Source organism: Rhizobium sp. BK212, assembly GCF_014197475.1.
Lineage (GTDB): Bacteria > Pseudomonadota > Alphaproteobacteria > Rhizobiales > Rhizobiaceae > Rhizobium > Rhizobium anhuiense.
In genome coordinates, this window is record NZ_JACIFS010000008.1 from 210062 (window position 1) to 225261 (window position 15200).

At 62.0% G+C, this 15200-nt stretch carries 20 protein-coding genes; 15 read left to right on the forward strand and 5 right to left on the reverse strand.

All coding sequences use genetic code 11. The annotated features are described in order from the left end of the window. Positions 1-31: 31 nt before the first annotated feature. From FHT79_RS23970 to FHT79_RS23985, 4 genes are all read left to right on the forward strand, one after another. Positions 32-982: a heme o synthase gene (locus FHT79_RS23970; protein ID WP_028757357.1), complete on the forward strand. Its 951-nt coding sequence runs from the start codon at positions 32-34 to the stop codon at positions 980-982. Further along, complete coding sequence (locus FHT79_RS23975; RefSeq protein WP_028755765.1) at positions 982-1122, forward strand: hypothetical protein; 141 nt, start codon at positions 982-984, stop codon at positions 1120-1122. Before FHT79_RS23970 ends, FHT79_RS23975 begins: the two co-directional genes overlap by 1 nt. Next, a complete protein-coding gene (locus FHT79_RS23980; protein ID WP_028755764.1) occupies positions 1119-1727 on the forward strand; it encodes a cytochrome c oxidase assembly protein in 609 nt (202 codons plus the stop codon). Before FHT79_RS23975 ends, FHT79_RS23980 begins: the two co-directional genes overlap by 4 nt. A gap of 61 nt (positions 1728-1788) precedes the next feature. After that, complete coding sequence (locus FHT79_RS23985) at positions 1789-2664, forward strand: cytochrome c oxidase subunit 3 (protein WP_097595249.1); 876 nt, start codon at positions 1789-1791, stop codon at positions 2662-2664. A gap of 275 nt (positions 2665-2939) precedes the next feature. On the opposite strand, the gene FHT79_RS23990 is transcribed toward FHT79_RS23985, so the two are convergent. Continuing rightward, a complete protein-coding gene (locus FHT79_RS23990; protein ID WP_097595248.1) occupies positions 2940-3581 on the reverse strand; it encodes a chloramphenicol phosphotransferase in 642 nt (213 codons plus the stop codon). A 134-nt stretch (positions 3582-3715) separates the two neighbouring features. Between FHT79_RS23990 and FHT79_RS23995 the strand changes: the two genes are divergently transcribed. The 5 genes from FHT79_RS23995 (at position 3716) to rnhA (ending at position 7412) form a co-directional block, all read left to right on the forward strand. Next, a complete protein-coding gene (locus FHT79_RS23995) occupies positions 3716-4096 on the forward strand; it encodes a DUF983 domain-containing protein (RefSeq protein WP_097595247.1) in 381 nt (126 codons plus the stop codon). Beyond that, positions 4089-4844, forward strand: coding sequence for an SURF1 family protein (locus FHT79_RS24000; RefSeq protein ID WP_097595246.1), 756 nt, complete (start codon positions 4089-4091; stop codon positions 4842-4844). The genes FHT79_RS23995 and FHT79_RS24000 overlap by 8 nt, the downstream gene beginning before the upstream one ends. A gap of 77 nt (positions 4845-4921) precedes the next feature. Continuing rightward, the gene (ispH, locus tag FHT79_RS24005; protein ID WP_183904266.1) at positions 4922-5923 is read left to right on the forward strand and encodes a 4-hydroxy-3-methylbut-2-enyl diphosphate reductase; all 1002 of its coding nucleotides are present in this window, start codon (positions 4922-4924) and stop codon (positions 5921-5923) included. 71 nt (positions 5924-5994) lie between these two features. Beyond that, positions 5995-6960, forward strand: a complete 966-nt coding sequence (locus FHT79_RS24010; RefSeq protein ID WP_183904267.1) for a homoserine kinase — start codon at positions 5995-5997, stop codon at positions 6958-6960. Further along, on the forward strand, positions 6957-7412 hold the full coding sequence (gene rnhA, locus FHT79_RS24015; protein ID WP_028755757.1) for a ribonuclease HI: 456 nt from the start codon (positions 6957-6959) through the stop codon (positions 7410-7412). Before FHT79_RS24010 ends, rnhA begins: the two co-directional genes overlap by 4 nt. A 231-nt stretch (positions 7413-7643) precedes the next feature. Here rnhA and FHT79_RS24020 read toward each other — a convergent pair whose 3' ends face one another. The 3 genes from FHT79_RS24020 to FHT79_RS24030 form a co-directional block, all read right to left on the reverse strand. Then, positions 7644-8723: a putative zinc-binding metallopeptidase gene (locus FHT79_RS24020; RefSeq protein WP_097595244.1), complete on the reverse strand. Its 1080-nt coding sequence runs from the start codon at positions 8721-8723 to the stop codon at positions 7644-7646. Positions 8724-8817: 94 nt separating this feature from the next. Continuing rightward, the gene (locus tag FHT79_RS24025) at positions 8818-9009 is read right to left on the reverse strand and encodes a CsbD family protein (protein ID WP_003546001.1); all 192 of its coding nucleotides are present in this window, start codon (positions 9007-9009) and stop codon (positions 8818-8820) included. A gap of 182 nt (positions 9010-9191) precedes the next feature. Next, positions 9192-9797, reverse strand: coding sequence for a YqgE/AlgH family protein (locus FHT79_RS24030; RefSeq protein WP_028755755.1), 606 nt, complete (start codon positions 9795-9797; stop codon positions 9192-9194). A 141-nt stretch (positions 9798-9938) separates the two neighbouring features. Between FHT79_RS24030 and FHT79_RS24035 the strand changes: the two genes are divergently transcribed. Both FHT79_RS24035 and FHT79_RS24040 read left to right on the forward strand, forming a co-directional pair. Beyond that, positions 9939-10790 carry a protein-disulfide reductase DsbD domain-containing protein gene (locus FHT79_RS24035; RefSeq protein WP_097595243.1) on the forward strand — a complete coding sequence of 284 codons (852 nt, stop codon included), beginning with the start codon at positions 9939-9941 and terminating at the stop codon, positions 10788-10790. Between the two features lie 117 nt (positions 10791-10907). Continuing rightward, positions 10908-11393, forward strand: coding sequence for a peroxiredoxin (locus FHT79_RS24040; RefSeq protein ID WP_011650769.1), 486 nt, complete (start codon positions 10908-10910; stop codon positions 11391-11393). 128 nt (positions 11394-11521) lie between these two features. On the opposite strand, the gene FHT79_RS24045 is transcribed toward FHT79_RS24040, so the two are convergent. Further along, positions 11522-12043 carry a hypothetical protein gene (locus FHT79_RS24045; protein WP_097595242.1) on the reverse strand — a complete coding sequence of 174 codons (522 nt, stop codon included), beginning with the start codon at positions 12041-12043 and terminating at the stop codon, positions 11522-11524. Between the two features lie 494 nt (positions 12044-12537). On the opposite strand from FHT79_RS24045, the gene FHT79_RS32430 reads away from it, so the two are divergent. Genes FHT79_RS32430 through FHT79_RS24065 form a run of 4 tightly spaced genes read left to right on the forward strand, consistent with a single transcriptional unit; the run spans position 12538 to position 15197 of the window. Further along, positions 12538-12666 (forward strand): hypothetical protein, encoded by a 129-nt coding sequence (locus FHT79_RS32430; protein WP_280952210.1) that lies wholly within the window; start codon positions 12538-12540, stop codon positions 12664-12666. Next, positions 12663-13412: a metal ABC transporter ATP-binding protein gene (locus FHT79_RS24055; RefSeq protein ID WP_029867854.1), complete on the forward strand. Its 750-nt coding sequence runs from the start codon at positions 12663-12665 to the stop codon at positions 13410-13412. Before FHT79_RS32430 ends, FHT79_RS24055 begins: the two co-directional genes overlap by 4 nt. Continuing rightward, positions 13409-14281: a metal ABC transporter permease gene (locus FHT79_RS24060; protein ID WP_097595241.1), complete on the forward strand. Its 873-nt coding sequence runs from the start codon at positions 13409-13411 to the stop codon at positions 14279-14281. The genes FHT79_RS24055 and FHT79_RS24060 overlap by 4 nt, the downstream gene beginning before the upstream one ends. 16 nt (positions 14282-14297) lie before the next feature. Next, positions 14298-15197 (forward strand): zinc ABC transporter substrate-binding protein, encoded by a 900-nt coding sequence (locus tag FHT79_RS24065; RefSeq protein ID WP_183904268.1) that lies wholly within the window; start codon positions 14298-14300, stop codon positions 15195-15197. The last annotated feature ends 3 nt before the right edge of the window (positions 15198-15200 follow it).

Consider the following 15200-nt stretch of genomic DNA (forward strand, 5'->3'; position numbering starts at 1 on the left):
GTCCTGATCTTGAGACATGCAGGACGGAATGATGACGGTCATCGACAATCACGGGGCGCTTGCAAAGGACGGCGAATTGTCGGAAGCGAGTGCGCGCGATTATTTCGAATTGTTGAAGCCACGGGTGATGTCGCTCGTGGTCTTCACTGCCTTTGCCGGTCTTGTGCTGGCGCCGGGTCATATCCATCCCGTCCTCGGCCTGATCGCCATTCTCTGTATCGCCGTCGGCGCCGGCGCCTCCGGGGCGCTGAACATGTGGTATGACGCCGATATCGACGCCGTCATGAGCCGCACCGCCAACCGTCCGATCCCGGCCGGCCGCATCGCGCCGTCGGAGGCGCTCGCCTTCGGCCTAGTGCTCTCGGGCTTTTCGGTCGTGATCCTCGGCCTGGCCGTCAACTGGCTCTCGGCCGGCATCCTTGCCTTCACCATCTTCTTCTACGCCGTCATCTACACCATGTGGCTGAAGCGCTCGACGCCGCAGAACATCGTCATCGGCGGCGCCGCCGGCGCCTTTCCGCCGATGATCGGCTGGGCCTGCGTGACCAACAGCGTGACGATCGAGAGCACCGTGCTCTTCATGATCATCTTCCTGTGGACGCCGGCGCATTTCTGGGCGCTTGCCCTCTTCAAGATGCGCGATTACGAGGCCGTCGGCGTGCCGATGCTGCCGAATGTCGCCGGCGAGCGGGTGACCAAGCATCAGATCGTCGCCTATGCGGTGCTGACCGCCATCTGCGCAGTCTTGCCGACCGTCCTCGGTTTCGCGAGCCTCGGCTATGGCTTCGTCGCTGCGGCGCTCGGCGCGATCTTCATATACTGTTCCATCGCCGTCTGGCGCATGCCCGACGGCGATCTGAAGATGATCCCGGCGAAGAAGCTCTTCGGCTTCTCGATCTTCTATCTCTTCGCCGTGTTCTCCGCCTTGATGATCGACCGGCTGGCTTCGGTGCTGGTCTCGCATGCGGGAGGTTGGTTCTGATGGAAATGGTCAAGCTGACGGAAGCGCAGCGCAAGTCGCGCCGCAACCGCAACGTCGCCCTCGGGCTGGTGCTTGCCGGCCTCGTCATTCTCTTCTACGCGATCACCATCGTGAAGATCGGCGGGGGAATGGCGGGATGAGCGAAAACGCCGGTACACCGAAGAAGCAGGGCCGCAACAACGGCGCCGTCGTGATGATGTGCCTGAGCTTCGTCTTCGGCATGGGGGCGATGAGCTATGCCGCCGTACCGCTCTACCGCATCTTCTGCCAGGTGACCGGTTATAACGGCACGACCCAGCGCGTCGACCAGGTGTCGAGCGTCGTGCTCGACCGCACCATGCGCGTCACCTTCGACGCCAATGTCGCGCCCGGCCTGCAGTGGGACTTCAAACCGGTCGAGCGTGAGGTCAATCCGAAGATCGGCGAGACCATTCAGGTGAATTTCACCGCCGAGAATCGCTCGAACGAAACCCAGCGCGGCCAGGCGGTGTTCAACGTCACCCCGGGCGAGGCGGGCGTCTATTTCAACAAGGTGCAATGTTTCTGCTTTACGGAAACGGACCTGAAGCCGGGCGAGAAGCTCGACATGCCGGTGGTGTTCTACATCGATCCTGACATCGTCAAGGCGGTGGAATCCAAGAACATCCATACGGTGACGCTGTCATATACGTTCTACCCGAAAGAGGGTCCGAAGCCGCTGGCTTCGAATGAGGGTGGAGCGGAGAAGATTGAAAAGAAACTTTGATCAAGGCTCGTTTCCGGCTATGCCGGGAGCGGAGTGAAGGAAGACATCCGGGGATAGCTACATGGCCGATGCTCATCAGAAGAATCACGACTATCACATCATCGATCCGAGCCCGTGGCCGATTCTCGCCTCGCTCGGCGCCTTCATCATGGCGATCGGCGGCGTCTGCTACATGCGCTACCTGAACGGCGGTTCGTTCAAGGTCGCCGGCGCAGAACTCGCCAATCCCTGGCTCTTCTATATCGGCTTCGCGCTGGTTCTCTACGTCATGTACGGCTGGTGGGCCGATACGGTGAAGGAAGCCCATGAGGGCGCCCACACCCGCGTCGTCTCGCTGCATCTGCGCTACGGCATGATCATGTTCATCGCTTCGGAAGTGATGTTCTTCGTTGCCTGGTTCTGGGCCTATTTCGACGCCAGCCTCTATCCGAACGAAGCGATCCAGGCCTCGCGCCTGCTTTATACCGGTGGCGTCTGGCCGCCGAAGGGCATCGAGGTCCTCGATCCCTGGCACCTGCCGATCTACAACACCGTCATTCTGCTGCTCTCGGGCACGACGGTCACCTGGGCGCACCATGCGCTGCTGCACAACGACCGCAAGGGCTTGGTCCAGGGCCTGACGCTGACGGTGCTGCTCGGTATCTTCTTCTCCAGCGTCCAGGCTTACGAATATGCCCACGCGCCCTTCGACTTTAAGAATTCGATCTACGGCGCGACCTTCTTCATGGCGACCGGCTTCCACGGTTTCCACGTTCTGGTCGGCACGATCTTCTTGGCTGTCTGCCTGATCCGCGCGCTGCGCGGCGACTTCACTCCGAAGCAGCATTTCGGCTTCGAGGCAGCCGCCTGGTACTGGCATTTCGTTGACGTCGTCTGGCTGTTCCTGTTCTTCTGCATCTACGTCTGGGGCGGCTGGGGCGCACCGGTCGCCGGCTGATCGGAACGATATTTGAGAAAAGGCGGGCCTGGTGCCCGCCTTTTTTTTGGTGGACTTCGTTTTTGCTTGGCCCCGTGCCGCGGCTGTTCGGTTCGCGCGGGTGGCTGCCCCTCACCCTAACCCTCGCCCCGTTTACGGGGCGAGGGGACGTGCCAAACGCAGGGTTGAGATTGAGGGAGGTCGGTGCGGCATGGTCCCTTCGCCCCGTTTACGGGGAGAAGGTGCCGGCAGGCGGATGAGGGGCTGCCATCGGCGCCCGCCCGCTCACCATCGCCTCAGCGCATACCGGCGATCCGTTCGAAGGCCGAAGGTTCGGGAATGCCGAGATCCAGCTGATGGCGGATCGCCTCGGCGCATTCGAGCGGTGTCAGCACTGACGTATCGACCTCCATATCGTAGATGCCGGGCCGATGCACCTCGTCCTGCCAGCGTTGCACTGGTTCTGGAATGGGCACTTCCCCCGTGGCCCTGAGATAAAGCGTCTCGCGCCCTTCCTGGGCAGTTTCGCGCCGCTGCATGATCGTCTCGATCGGACAGCGCACGCCGACGAACAGCACGGGAAAATCCTCCAGTCGCCGGGCGCAATCGGCAAGAATGCCGAGCGGCTTGGTATAGCTGTCATGGTGGCCGAGATCGGCGATGACATTGAGGCCGAACCCGGCATGGATGGCGATCGACTCGTAAAGGGCGGCATAGAGGAACGGCACCAGTTCCTCAAGATCCGGCCGTTCGCCGCCCGGCCTGAGGCCGATGCCGGGCAGATAGCGCTTCGGCGTCATGGCATTGTAGCCGTCGACGCCGAGGTTGATCCACGGCCCCTCGAAATGTTCCTGGACTGCGCGCGCAATGCTGGATTTTCCGCTTCGCGGCGCACCGTTTAGGATGATGATCTGTGCGGAGTGGCTATCGTTAGTCATCAGTCTTCTTCTGTTTGGCGCGAATCGCTGAGGCGAAAAAGCGCAGGCATTTCCCTTCGTCCTGCGAATAATTTATGGGAGAGTTAAGGCAGCGTCGAAAAAGCCGCGGCCGCAAGGTTACGCAAAGGAATGGCATGAACGAGGACAGCGCCCATTTTCCCCCCGTCGATCCGGTAAAAACCGGCATCAAGGGCTGCTGCCCGCGCTGCGGCGAGGGCAAGCTGTTCGATGGCCTGTTGGGCCTGAAGCCGCGCTGCGCCGCCTGCGGCCTCGATTATTCCTTCGCCGATTCCGGTGACGGCCCGGCCGTCTTCGTCATCCTCATCGTCGGCTTCATCATCATCGGCATGGTGCTGTGGCTGCAGGTGAATTACGGGCCGCCGATCTGGGTGCATATCATGCTCTTCGGCCCGCTGACGATCATCCTGTCGCTGCTGACGCTGCGCTGGTTCAAGGGCATCCTGATCGCCATGCAATACCGTCATAATGCCCGCGAAGGACGCCTGAGTGATTGATATCGACCATGCCGCCCCGCGCCGCCGGCTGCCTGTGGCAACCGGCATCCTGGTGCTGATCGCGCTTGCCATCCTGATTTCGCTCGGCACCTGGCAGGTGGAACGCCTCCACTGGAAGGAGGGCCTGCTTGCCGATATCGCCGAACGGCAGGTCGCAGCACCCGTGCCGCTGGCCGATATCGAGGCGATGGCGGCTGCAAGTGGCGATATCGAATACCGCAAGGTCACCGCCACCGGCCGCTATATCAACAACAAGGAGCGGCACTTCTTCGCCACCTGGCGCGGCCAGACCGGCTATTACATCTATACCCCGCTGGAGCTTGCCGACGGGCGCGCGCTCTTCGTCAATCGCGGCTTCGTTCCCTTCGAGAACAAGGAGCCGGAGATGCGCATGCAGGGCCAGCTGACGGACCAGCAGACCGTCACCGGCCTGGCGCGCCAAAAGCTTCCCGGCAAACCGTCCTGGGTGGTGCCCGACAACGACGTCGCCAAGAACATCTTCTACTGGAAGGATCTCGACGTCATGGCGGAGAGCGTCGGGCTGGACAAGGCCCGCGTCATTCCCTTTTTCGTCGATGCCGATTCCACCCCCAATCCGGCCGGCCTGCCGATCGGCGGCGTCACCCAGGTCGACCTGCCGAACGACCACCTGCAATATGCCTTCACCTGGTACGGGCTCGCCGCCGTGCTCGTCGTCGTGGTGGCGATTTCCTGGTTCCGCAGGGGGAGCAAGGCACCCCCGCAATAGTATCGCTTCAATTCCTGGCCATATTGGGCTAGAGGTCCCTTATTCCCATGCGGGACGGAATTCTTGACGGGACAGACATGAATATTGCGGCGAAACCTCCTTTGACGATCAGGCTCTGCGGCCCGCGCGGCTTCTGCGCCGGCGTCGACCGCGCCATCCAGATCGTCGTGCTGGCGCTGAAATCCTATGGCGCGCCGGTCTATGTGCGTCACGAGATCGTCCACAATCGTTATGTGGTCGAAGGGCTGGAGGCCAAGGGCGCCGTCTTCGTCGAGGAACTGGACGAAATCCCGGCCGAAGATCGCGCCCAGCCGGTGGTCTTCTCCGCCCATGGCGTGCCGAAATCCGTGCCCGAGGATGCGACAAGCCGCAACCTCTTCTATCTCGACGCCACCTGCCCGCTGGTCTCCAAGGTCCACAAGCAGGCGATGCGCCACAATCGCCTCGGCCGCCATGTCGTCCTGATCGGCCATGCCGGCCATCCCGAGGTGATCGGCACGATGGGGCAACTGCCGGAGGGCTCGGTGTCGCTGATCGAGACGATCGAGGATGCCGACGCCTATACGCCTGCCGATCCCGACAATCTCGGCTATGTCACCCAGACGACGCTGTCGGTCGACGATACGGCCGGCGTCATCACCCGCCTGCACGAGCGCTTCCCGAACCTGACGGCGCCGGCGGCGGACTCGATCTGTTATGCGACGACCAACCGCCAGGAAGTGGTGAAGCAGGCGGCCCCCGGCTGCGATCTCTTCATCATCGTCGGCGCTCCGAATTCGTCCAATTCCAAACGCCTCGTCGAAGTGGCGCTGAGGGCAGGGGCGAAGAAATCGATCCTCGTGCAGCGCGCCGCCGAGCTCGACTGGGATGAGATCGGCGCGATCTCGACGCTCGGCCTTTCCGCCGGCGCCTCCGCCCCGGAGGTCATCGTCAACGAGATCATCGAGGCCTTCCGCGCCCGCTTCGACGCCCGTGTCGAACTTGCCGAGACGGTGCAGGAAAATGAACATTTCCTCGTCAACCGCGAACTGCGCAACATCGAGCTGACGACGGCCGACATGGCCTTCGTCAACGGCTAGATCGAGCCTTGTCGCAGCCCGGCCAGTCGGTCGGGCAATCCAATATCAACAATGCAAAGACGAGACCTCACTTGGCAGTCTATACCGATATCGCCGAAGACGATCTGAAATGGTTCCTGACGGAATATGACGCAGGCACGCTGCTGTCCTACAAGGGCATCGCCGAAGGCGTCGAAAACTCCAACTTCCTGCTTCACACTTCCGAGGACCCGCTGATCCTGACGCTCTATGAAAAGCGCGTGGAAAAGACCGACCTGCCTTTCTTCCTCGGCCTGATGCAGCATCTCTCCGCCCGCGGTCTGTCCTGCCCGCTGCCGCTGCCGCGCCGCGACGGCTCGCTGCTCGGCTCGCTGTCCGGCCGTCCGGCTGCGCTGATCTCCTTCCTCGAAGGCATGTGGCTGAGAAAACCGGAGGCCAAGCACTGCCGCGAGGTCGGCCGGGCGCTGGCCGAAATGCATGTGGCGGGCGATGGTTTCGAGCTGAAGCGGGCGAATGCGCTGTCGATCGACGGCTGGCGGGGGCTCTGGGAGAAATCCGAGGCGCGCGCCGACGAGGTCGAGCCCGGCCTGCAGACTGAGATCCGCAGCGAACTCGACTTTCTCTCCGCACACTGGCCGCAGAGCCTGCCGGCCGGCGTCATCCATGCCGACCTCTTTCCCGATAACGTCTTCTTCCTCGGCGATGAGCTCTCCGGCCTGATCGATTTCTATTTCGCCTGCAACGACCTGCTCGCCTATGACGTCTCGATCTGCCTGAATGCCTGGTGCTTCGAGAAGGATGGCGCCTATAACATCACCAAGGGCACGGCGATGCTTGCGGGCTACCAGAGCGTCCGGCCGCTGAGCGAGGCCGAGATAGCTGCCTTGCCGGTGCTGTCGCGCGGCTCGGCGCTGCGCTTCTTCCTGACCCGGCTCTATGACTGGCTGACGACGCCGGAGGGCGCCATGGTCACCAAGAAGGACCCGCTCGAATATCTCCGCAAGCTGCGCTTCCACCGCCAGATCAGCTCGCCGGCCGAATACGGATTGAGCCTATGAAACACGTCGATATCTTCACCGACGGCGCATGCTCCGGCAATCCCGGCCCCGGCGGCTGGGGTGCGGTGCTGCGCTATGGCGACGTCGAAAAGGAGCTTTGCGGCGGCGAGGCGGATACGACCAACAACCGCATGGAGCTGCTGGCGGCAATTTCGGCGCTATCGGCCTTGAAGACGCCTTGCGAGGTCGATCTCTATACCGACAGCGCCTATGTCAAGGACGGCATCTCCAAGTGGATTTTCGGCTGGAAGAAAAACGGCTGGAAGACCGCAGACAAGAAGCCGGTGAAGAATGCCGAGCTCTGGCAGGCGCTTGAGGAAGCCCGCAGCCGCCACAAGGTGACGCTGCACTGGGTCAAGGGCCACGCCGGCCACCCCGAAAACGAACGCGCCGACGAACTCGCCCGCCGCGGCATGGAGCCGTTCAAGAAGGGCAAGGCGGTTTCGTTTTAGGGTGTAGCCTCACGCATGCGGCCGGAAAAGTCCGCTGGCGTGAATTGCCTTCCGCCCACCCCACCCTCCGTCATCCTCGGCCTTGAGCCGAGGATGACGGAGGGTGGGGGCCTGTTTCAGCCAAACTCTCGGTCGGCGGGATAGCAGATCGGGTTCCATCGGGCGGACACTTACCTGACGGCGAGGATATCGCGGCACCTCACGGCAGCGATGCGACGGCCTTCCAACTCCTCAAACAACCTGTTGCGCCGTCCCCGCACCCTGGATCAGCCGGTGCAGATATTCAAGCTTGGCCACGACAGGCGAAGACAGCACGAAGGGGTAGGAGTCCGGCTGGCCCATGCTGCGCTGGATGGCGTTGATCGCCAGGCTGAGCGGCACCCAGGCGCTGACCAGCTGTTCGGCGCTTCTGGCCCGGTAGGGGATGAAATCCACCTCGCCTGATATTTCCTCATGGCCGCGCGGATCGATTGCGATGCCGAAGGCGCGGGCCGTTTCCAGCGTATCGACGATATGGAGGTAATGGGCGAAGCATTCGGCGAAATCTTCCCAAGGGTGCGACGCCGCATAGGCGCTGATGAAATTGTCCTGCCATCCCAGGGGGGCGCCGCCGGCATAATGGCTCTGCAGGGCCGCGGCATAATCCTGCCGCTCGTCGCCGAAGACGGCGCGGAAATCGGCAAGGCCGCCCCGATCGCGCACCAGCTTGTTCCAGATGAAATGGCCGGCCTCATGGCGGAAATGGCCGAGCAGGGTACGATAGGGTTCGTTCATCGAGCTGCGCGCCTGTTCGCGCGTCGCATCGTCGGCCTCTGCGGCGCGGATGGTGATCAGGCCTTCCTCGTGGCCGGTCATAGCCGGCACGACATAGCCGTTGCTCTCGATCGAATCCTCGAGGAAATCGAAGACCAGGCCGCCCTGCGGGTCTTGCGCCCGATCGGGATGCGGCAGCCTCCAGCGCAAGAGCGAATAAAACAGATGGCGCTGCGCCTGGCTGATGCGCCGCCAGCGGTCGATGCCGTCCTGGCTGTCGGTGTTCGGCACCAGCCGGTTATGGCGGCAGGCCACGCAGAATTCGCTGTTCCCATCGCCGTCCACCAGCCAGTTGCAGATGTCGAGGCCGGCATTGGCGCAGAAGCGGACCTCACGCTCGGGATCGGAAACGAGCTGCCAGAGGATCTCGTCGCGCGGCTCCAGCGCATGCATGGCGAGATCGCCGGGCAGAAAGCCGAGGCGATGATTGCAGCGCACGCAGTGACGATTGTCGAAGTGGACGACCTGATCGCAATTGTCGCAGGCAAAAAGCTTCATCGTGTCTATCTCTGCAAAGCATTGGCGTAGGGGATTAAAAATGCCTGCCGCGCGAGGGCGCAGCAGGCATGGTGATAAAGGATGAGCGTCTGGCTCAGAGCCGGTCGACGGCGCCCTTGAGCTTGTCCTTGACCTTGCCGGTTGCGACCTGGCCCTTGCCCTTGGCTTCCTGGACGGCGCCCTTGGCCTGCATTTCGCGATCGTCCGTGGCCTTGCCGACGGCCTGCTTGGTCTTGCCGGCAATTTCGTTTGCCTTACCGGAAATCTTGTCGCTGGTGCTACCCATATGTGATGTCTCCTTGGTCGGCATGGGCCTCTTGCCCATGCTTGCCGAAATGAAACGTCACTTGCGGCTATTCGTTCCCACTGGCGCGAACCAGCTATTTTCTCAGGCGGGCTGTTTCTCGAGCCTGCTGCTTCTCAGGCCAACTGCTTCTCAGGCCAACTGCTTTTCAGGCCAAGTGCTTTTCAGGCATGCCCGGCTTCAGCCGAAAGCATGGCGGCGGTCACGCCCATGCCGGCGAGCGCCCGCTCGTATTTGTCGTCGAGACTGCGGTCGAAGATCAGTTCCTCATTGGCCGGGCAGGTGAGCCAGCCATTGTTGACGACTTCGCTTTCCAGCTGGCCGGCTGCCCAGGAGGAATAGCCGAGCAGCATCGTCGCCCGCGTCGGCCCGTTGCCCTTGGAGATGGCGCGCACGATGTCGAGCGTCGCCGTCAGGCAGATATCGTCGCTGACGGGGATCGAGGAGTCGCTGGCATAATCGTCCGAATGCAGCACAAAGCCGCGGCCGCTCTCCACCGGGCCGCCGGTCTGGATCGGGAAGTCGCGGGCGCGCTTCGGCAGCACGATCGAATCTTCCTGCTTGATCATGTCGAGATGCTGCAGCACATCGGTGAAGGTGAGGCTCTGAGGACGGTTGATGACGAAGCCCATGGCGCCGGCATCCGAATGCGCGCAGATGTAAATCACGGTGCGCGCAAAATTGCGGTCTTCCATGCCGGGCATGGCGATGAGGAACTGGCCATCGAAGAAGCCACGTTCCCGTCTGTTCTTCAGCGTCGATAAGGACATCGTTCCTCCTGCTGCCAGACCGCACCAAGGCCTCGACAAGAGAAACATGGGCCAATGTCACACATCAATCAACTGAAAATGAAGATTTAAATCGCCGCGACTTCTGGCGGTCAAACACCGCTTTCGGTAAACCTTTGTTCCATGATGATTATTTCCTCAGTCCCGCGCGGTTTTTTGATTGCGGTCGTTTCGGCGGTCGCAGCACTTGTGCCGTTTTCTTCGGTTCATGCGGAAATGAGCGGCTGGGCGGAGAACGAAGGCGGCCGCATGCGCCTGGTGGCGCTTGCGCCCGATGCCGGCGGCAAAATCCGCGCAGCGCTTCAGATCGAGCCGAAACCCGGCTGGATCACCTATTGGAAAGAGCCCGGCGGCAACGGCATTCCGCCCCAGCTCACCATCGCGGCGGAAAGCGGCGTCACGCTCGATGCCATCGCCTATCCCGTTCCGAAACATTTTTTCAACGGCGCGGTCGAGGATATTGCCTATGATGCGCCGGTGACGCTGCCGCTTTCGCTGAGTGCGGCCGGTAAAGGCCCGGTCGAGATCGATGCCAGTGCCTTCATCGGCATCTGCAAGGATATCTGCATTCCCTTCCAGGCGAATTTTCAGCTGAAGCTCGGCCCGGCCATGCAGTCGCGTCCGCAGGAGGAGGCGATCCTCCAGGCCGCCGATGCGAGCCTGCCGAAGCCGCCATCGGCGGATTTCGACGTGACCGCGCATGCGATGTCGCCGGACAGGAAGACGCTGTCGCTGACGCTGGTTTTGCCGAGTGAGGGGCCGAGCGACGGGAAAGCCGCGCCCGATATCATCGTCACCGGCCCGAGCGGCTATGCCTTCACCAAGCAGATCGGCGGCAAACGCGACGGTGCCACTTTCAAGGTCGATGTATCCATCGGCAAGCTGCCGAAGGATTACGACATATCGGGCAAGCGCTGGGGCGTGCTGGTGATCGATGGCGCAAGGGCGATGGAGACGACTCTTGCCTTTGAATGACTGGTCTTGCCTTTGAATGACCGGGTCTTATAGTCGCCGCAGGACCCCCGCGGCGGCCGCCGCCAAGGCAGAACCCCAAAGCCACAACCCCCAAAACCGAAACCCAAGGAGAAGACCATGACCATCGCGATCGGCGACAAGCTTCCTGCCGCCACCTTCAAGGAAAAGACGGCCGACGGTCCGGTCGAAATCACCACCGATCAGCTCTTCGCCGGCAAGCGCGTCGTGCTTTTTGCCGTGCCGGGCGCCTTCACGCCCACCTGCTCGCTGAACCACCTGCCGGGTTATCTCGAAAACCGCGACACCATCCTCGGCAAGGGCGTCGACGATATCGCCGTCGTTGCCGTCAATGACTGGCACGTGATGGGCGCCTGGGCGCAATCGTCAGGCGGTATGGGCAAGATCCATTTCCTCGCCGATTGGGATGCCGGCTTCACCAAGGCCGTCGGCCTCGACGCCGACCTCTCCGCCGGCGGCCTCGGCCTCCGCTCCAAGCGTTATTCGATGCTGGTCGAGGACGGCGTGGTGAAAGCCCTCAACGTCGAGGAAAGCCCCGGCCAGGCAACCGTCTCCGGCGCTGCCGCGATGCTGGAACAGCTGTAAGCGCTCGTTCCTGATGGATGAAGGGGCGGCCGTTCGGTCGCCCTTTTTATTTGTGTGGGCGGCATCTGGGATGTTGCCTTCATCGTGAGTTTCACGAACGGAAATGTTATGGGCGCAGGTGCAGTTCGTCATTTGAGGAATGAGGGTCCAAGGGTTTCATGAGCATCCCATTCCTCGTTCAGTACCTGAAGCGTCTCTCCCGGAAATCCCTGCTGCCGACCCTTTTGGAACGAAGGTTCAAGCAAGAAGCGATCAACTTTCCAAAGCTCCGCTATAAGCAGCCCGAGCAATTGTTTGCGCTTAACTCGGATTGAAAGGATCGTTTTCTCATCGCCAGTGAATTCATAGACTCCATGACACAAGGGGAGTTCTTGGATCATAAGTAGCATCGTATGTTGTTGCTGAGCGTCCGGGATTACTGACAGGGCATGGCCGCCGGGTTCATCATAGAGCGTAATAGACACGGCCTCGTTGGCTAAGACGCCACGGCACAGTTTCAGAAGCTCTGATGCGGCATCGGAGAACACATCACTGATGCGGCACGTCACTATTCCGCCATTGCAAGAGATGAGAAGATCGCTCCACCCGTGTCGATCGAGCACGAAGCAAAAACCCAAAGCATCGCAAACGTCAGGGGGCGATCTGGTCAACTTTTCACACCCTCCTGGGTCGTGCTTTTCACTTCGTTGAACAGCTCACAGCGCGGTTCAAGAAGCAGCACATAACCGCGCTAGTCTTATGTTTTACGCCAATTCCTACGAAATATGCGCCATCAAGTCGGGGTCAAACAATTTTTCGCAGGTAACGTTCAAATCAGGTCGCAAGCGGGCCGAAGGGCGCAATGCGTCACCCAGCAACTCAGTTGACGGTAAGTGCACGCTGTGCCTGCGCCAATGCTTTTATATGCGCCCTAAGCGCACCGCGCGTTCAGGAGAAGTGTCCTCCCCTCTGATGCGCGACATGACCTCAGATCGCTGGTCGGGCGTGAGAAAGTCAACCATACTTCATCTGACCTAAAGACTTCGTCGGTCGCGTATGGCGCTTGCGATCGACCGGCCTAAAATCATTCTCCTCCAGGCCCCGCCTAAATCCTGCCGCAATTGTTATAACATAACCGTAATGTTATTACATTGTAGGATGCGCCATGCCCCCGAGCCCCGACCGCCCCTCCATCAGCCTGCTGGGACAGTCGGCATTTTCTAGGGTCATCGGCATCACGCTGGTCCTTGCCGTGCTCTGGCTGGCGATCCACTGGGCGGTTCTGCTGCCATGACGCCGCTGATCCGTCTGGAGAATCTGACCGTCGCCTACAACAGACACCCCGCCGTCCACCACGTCTCCGGCGCCTTCGCCTCCGGCAGCCTGACGGCGATCGCCGGGCCGAACGGGGCGGGCAAGTCGACGTTGCTGAAGGCGATCATGGGTGAGCTTCGCCCGGCCGAGGGCAGGGTCGAGCATCGGTTGGGGCGGGCGGAATTCGGTTATCTCCCGCAGGCGGCCGAGATCGACCGGCGCTTTCCGATCTCGGTGATCGACACCGTCATGCTCGGCGCTTGGAAGAAGGTGGGAGCCTTTGGCCGCATCGCGCCCGGCGAGATGAAAAGGGCAGGCGAGGCGCTCGCCGCCGTTGGCCTCGAAGGTTTCGGCCGGCGCCATGTCGGGTCGCTCTCGGCCGGCCAGTTCCAGCGCGTGCTCTTTGCCCGGCTGCTGCTGCAGGATGCCGGCATCATCCTGCTCGACGAGCCGTTTACCGCAATCGATGCCCGCACCACCAGGGACCTCGTCGATATCGTCACCCGCTGGCATGGCGAGGGCCGCACGGTGATCGCCGTGTTGCACGATTTCGAACTCGTCCGCACGCATTTCCCGCAAACCCTGCTGCTCGCCCGCGAGCTGGTCGGCTGGGGTCCGACCACTGAGGTCATGTCATCGGCCAATCTGTTGAAGGCGCGCGCCATGGCCGAGCGCTGGGATGAGGATGCCGCTGCCTGCGATCCCGAACAGGCGCCGGCGGCATGACGGCTTACGATCTCTTCCTCGCGCCCTTTGCCGATTTCGGCTTCATGCGCCGCGCCCTCGTCGCCTGCCTCTGCCTCGGGCTCGGCTCCGGCCCGATCGGCGTCTTCCTGATGCTGCGGCGCATGAGCCTGATGGGCGACGCGATGAGCCATGCCGTGCTGCCGGGAGCGGCGATCGGTTACCTCGTTGCCGGCTCCTTGTCGCTGACGGCGATGGGCCTCGGCGGCCTGATCGCCGGCCTGTCGGTGGCGCTGCTGTCCGGCGCCGTCAGTCGGATGACCGTGCTGCAGGAGGATGCGAGCTTTGCCAGCTTCTATCTCGCGTCGCTGGCGCTCGGCGTGCTGATCGTCTCGTTGCGCGGCTCGAATATCGATCTCCTGCATGTGCTCTTCGGCACCATCCTGGCGATCGATGCGTCGGCCCTTTATCTGATCGGCGCGATCACCTCGCTGACCCTCATCATCCTCGCCTTCATCTACCGGCCGCTGGTGGCCGAATGCTTCGATCCGGGATTCCTGCGCGCCGTCGGCGGGCGCGGGCCGGTCTATCATGTGCTCTTCCTGCTGCTCGTGGTGCTGAACCTCGTCGCCAGCTTCCAGGCGCTCGGCACGCTGATGGCGGTCGGCCTGATGATGCTGCCGGCAGCCATCGCCCAGCTCTGGTCGCGCAGCCTGGCGGTGATGATGGCGATTGCGGCCGGAAGTGCCGCCGCATCCGGCTATCTCGGCCTGATCGCCTCCTACCATCTCGAACTCGCCTCCGGCCCGACGATCATCATGACGGCGGCGATCCTCTACGGCTTTTCGATTTTTTTCGCGCCCTCCGGCCTGGCCCGGCGCTTCTTTCCCCGCCCGCATTTGAAGGGCTGATCCCAAGGAGACTTCGATGAACCCGAAAAGACTGCTTCTCTCCGCAGCAATCCCCGTTTTGATGGCGCTGTCGGCCATGCCCGCCTCCGCCGAAACACTGAAGGTTGTGGCGTCCTTCACGGTGCTTGCCGACGTCGTCAAACAGGTCGGCGGCGAGCATGTAAAGGTGACGAGCCTCGTCGGGCCGAACGGCGACCCCCATGAATTCGAGCCGTCGCCGGCCGATGCGAAGAATTTGAACGCGGCTCAGGTGACCTTCGTCAGCGGCGAGGGGCTGGAAGGCTGGATGGACCGGCTGATCACCGCCTCGGGCTACAAGGGCAAGCCGGTCACCGTCTCCGAAGGCATTGCCACCCGCACCATGGAAGAGGACGGCGCGGAGATCACCGATCCGCATGTCTGGAACAGCCCGGTCAACGTCAAGATCTGGGTCGCCAATATCGAAAAGGTGCTGTCGGCGGCCGATCCGGCCGATGCGAGCGCCTTCAAGGCCAATGCCGAGAACTACACCAAGACGCTGGATGGATTGAACGCCTACGCCCATGCGAAATTCGACAAGGTCGCCGCCGACCGCCGCAAGGTTCTGACCAGCCACGATGCCTTCGGTTACTTCGGCCGCGAATACAATGTCAGCTTCCTTGCCCCGCTCGGTCTGTCCACGGAAAGCGAGGCCTCGGCCGCCGACGTCGCCAAGCTGATCGAGCAGATCAAGAGCGAGCGCGTGAAGGCCTATTTCTTCGAGAATTCCAACGATCCGCGCCTGGTCAAGCAGGTCGCCAAGGCAACCGGCGCCGAGCCCGGCGGCGAGCTCTATGTCGAATCGCTCTCCGACGCCAAGGGACCGGCGCCGACCTATGAAAAGATGTTCAAATACAATGTCGACCAGCTCGCCGCCGCCATGGCGAAATCGAGCTGATCA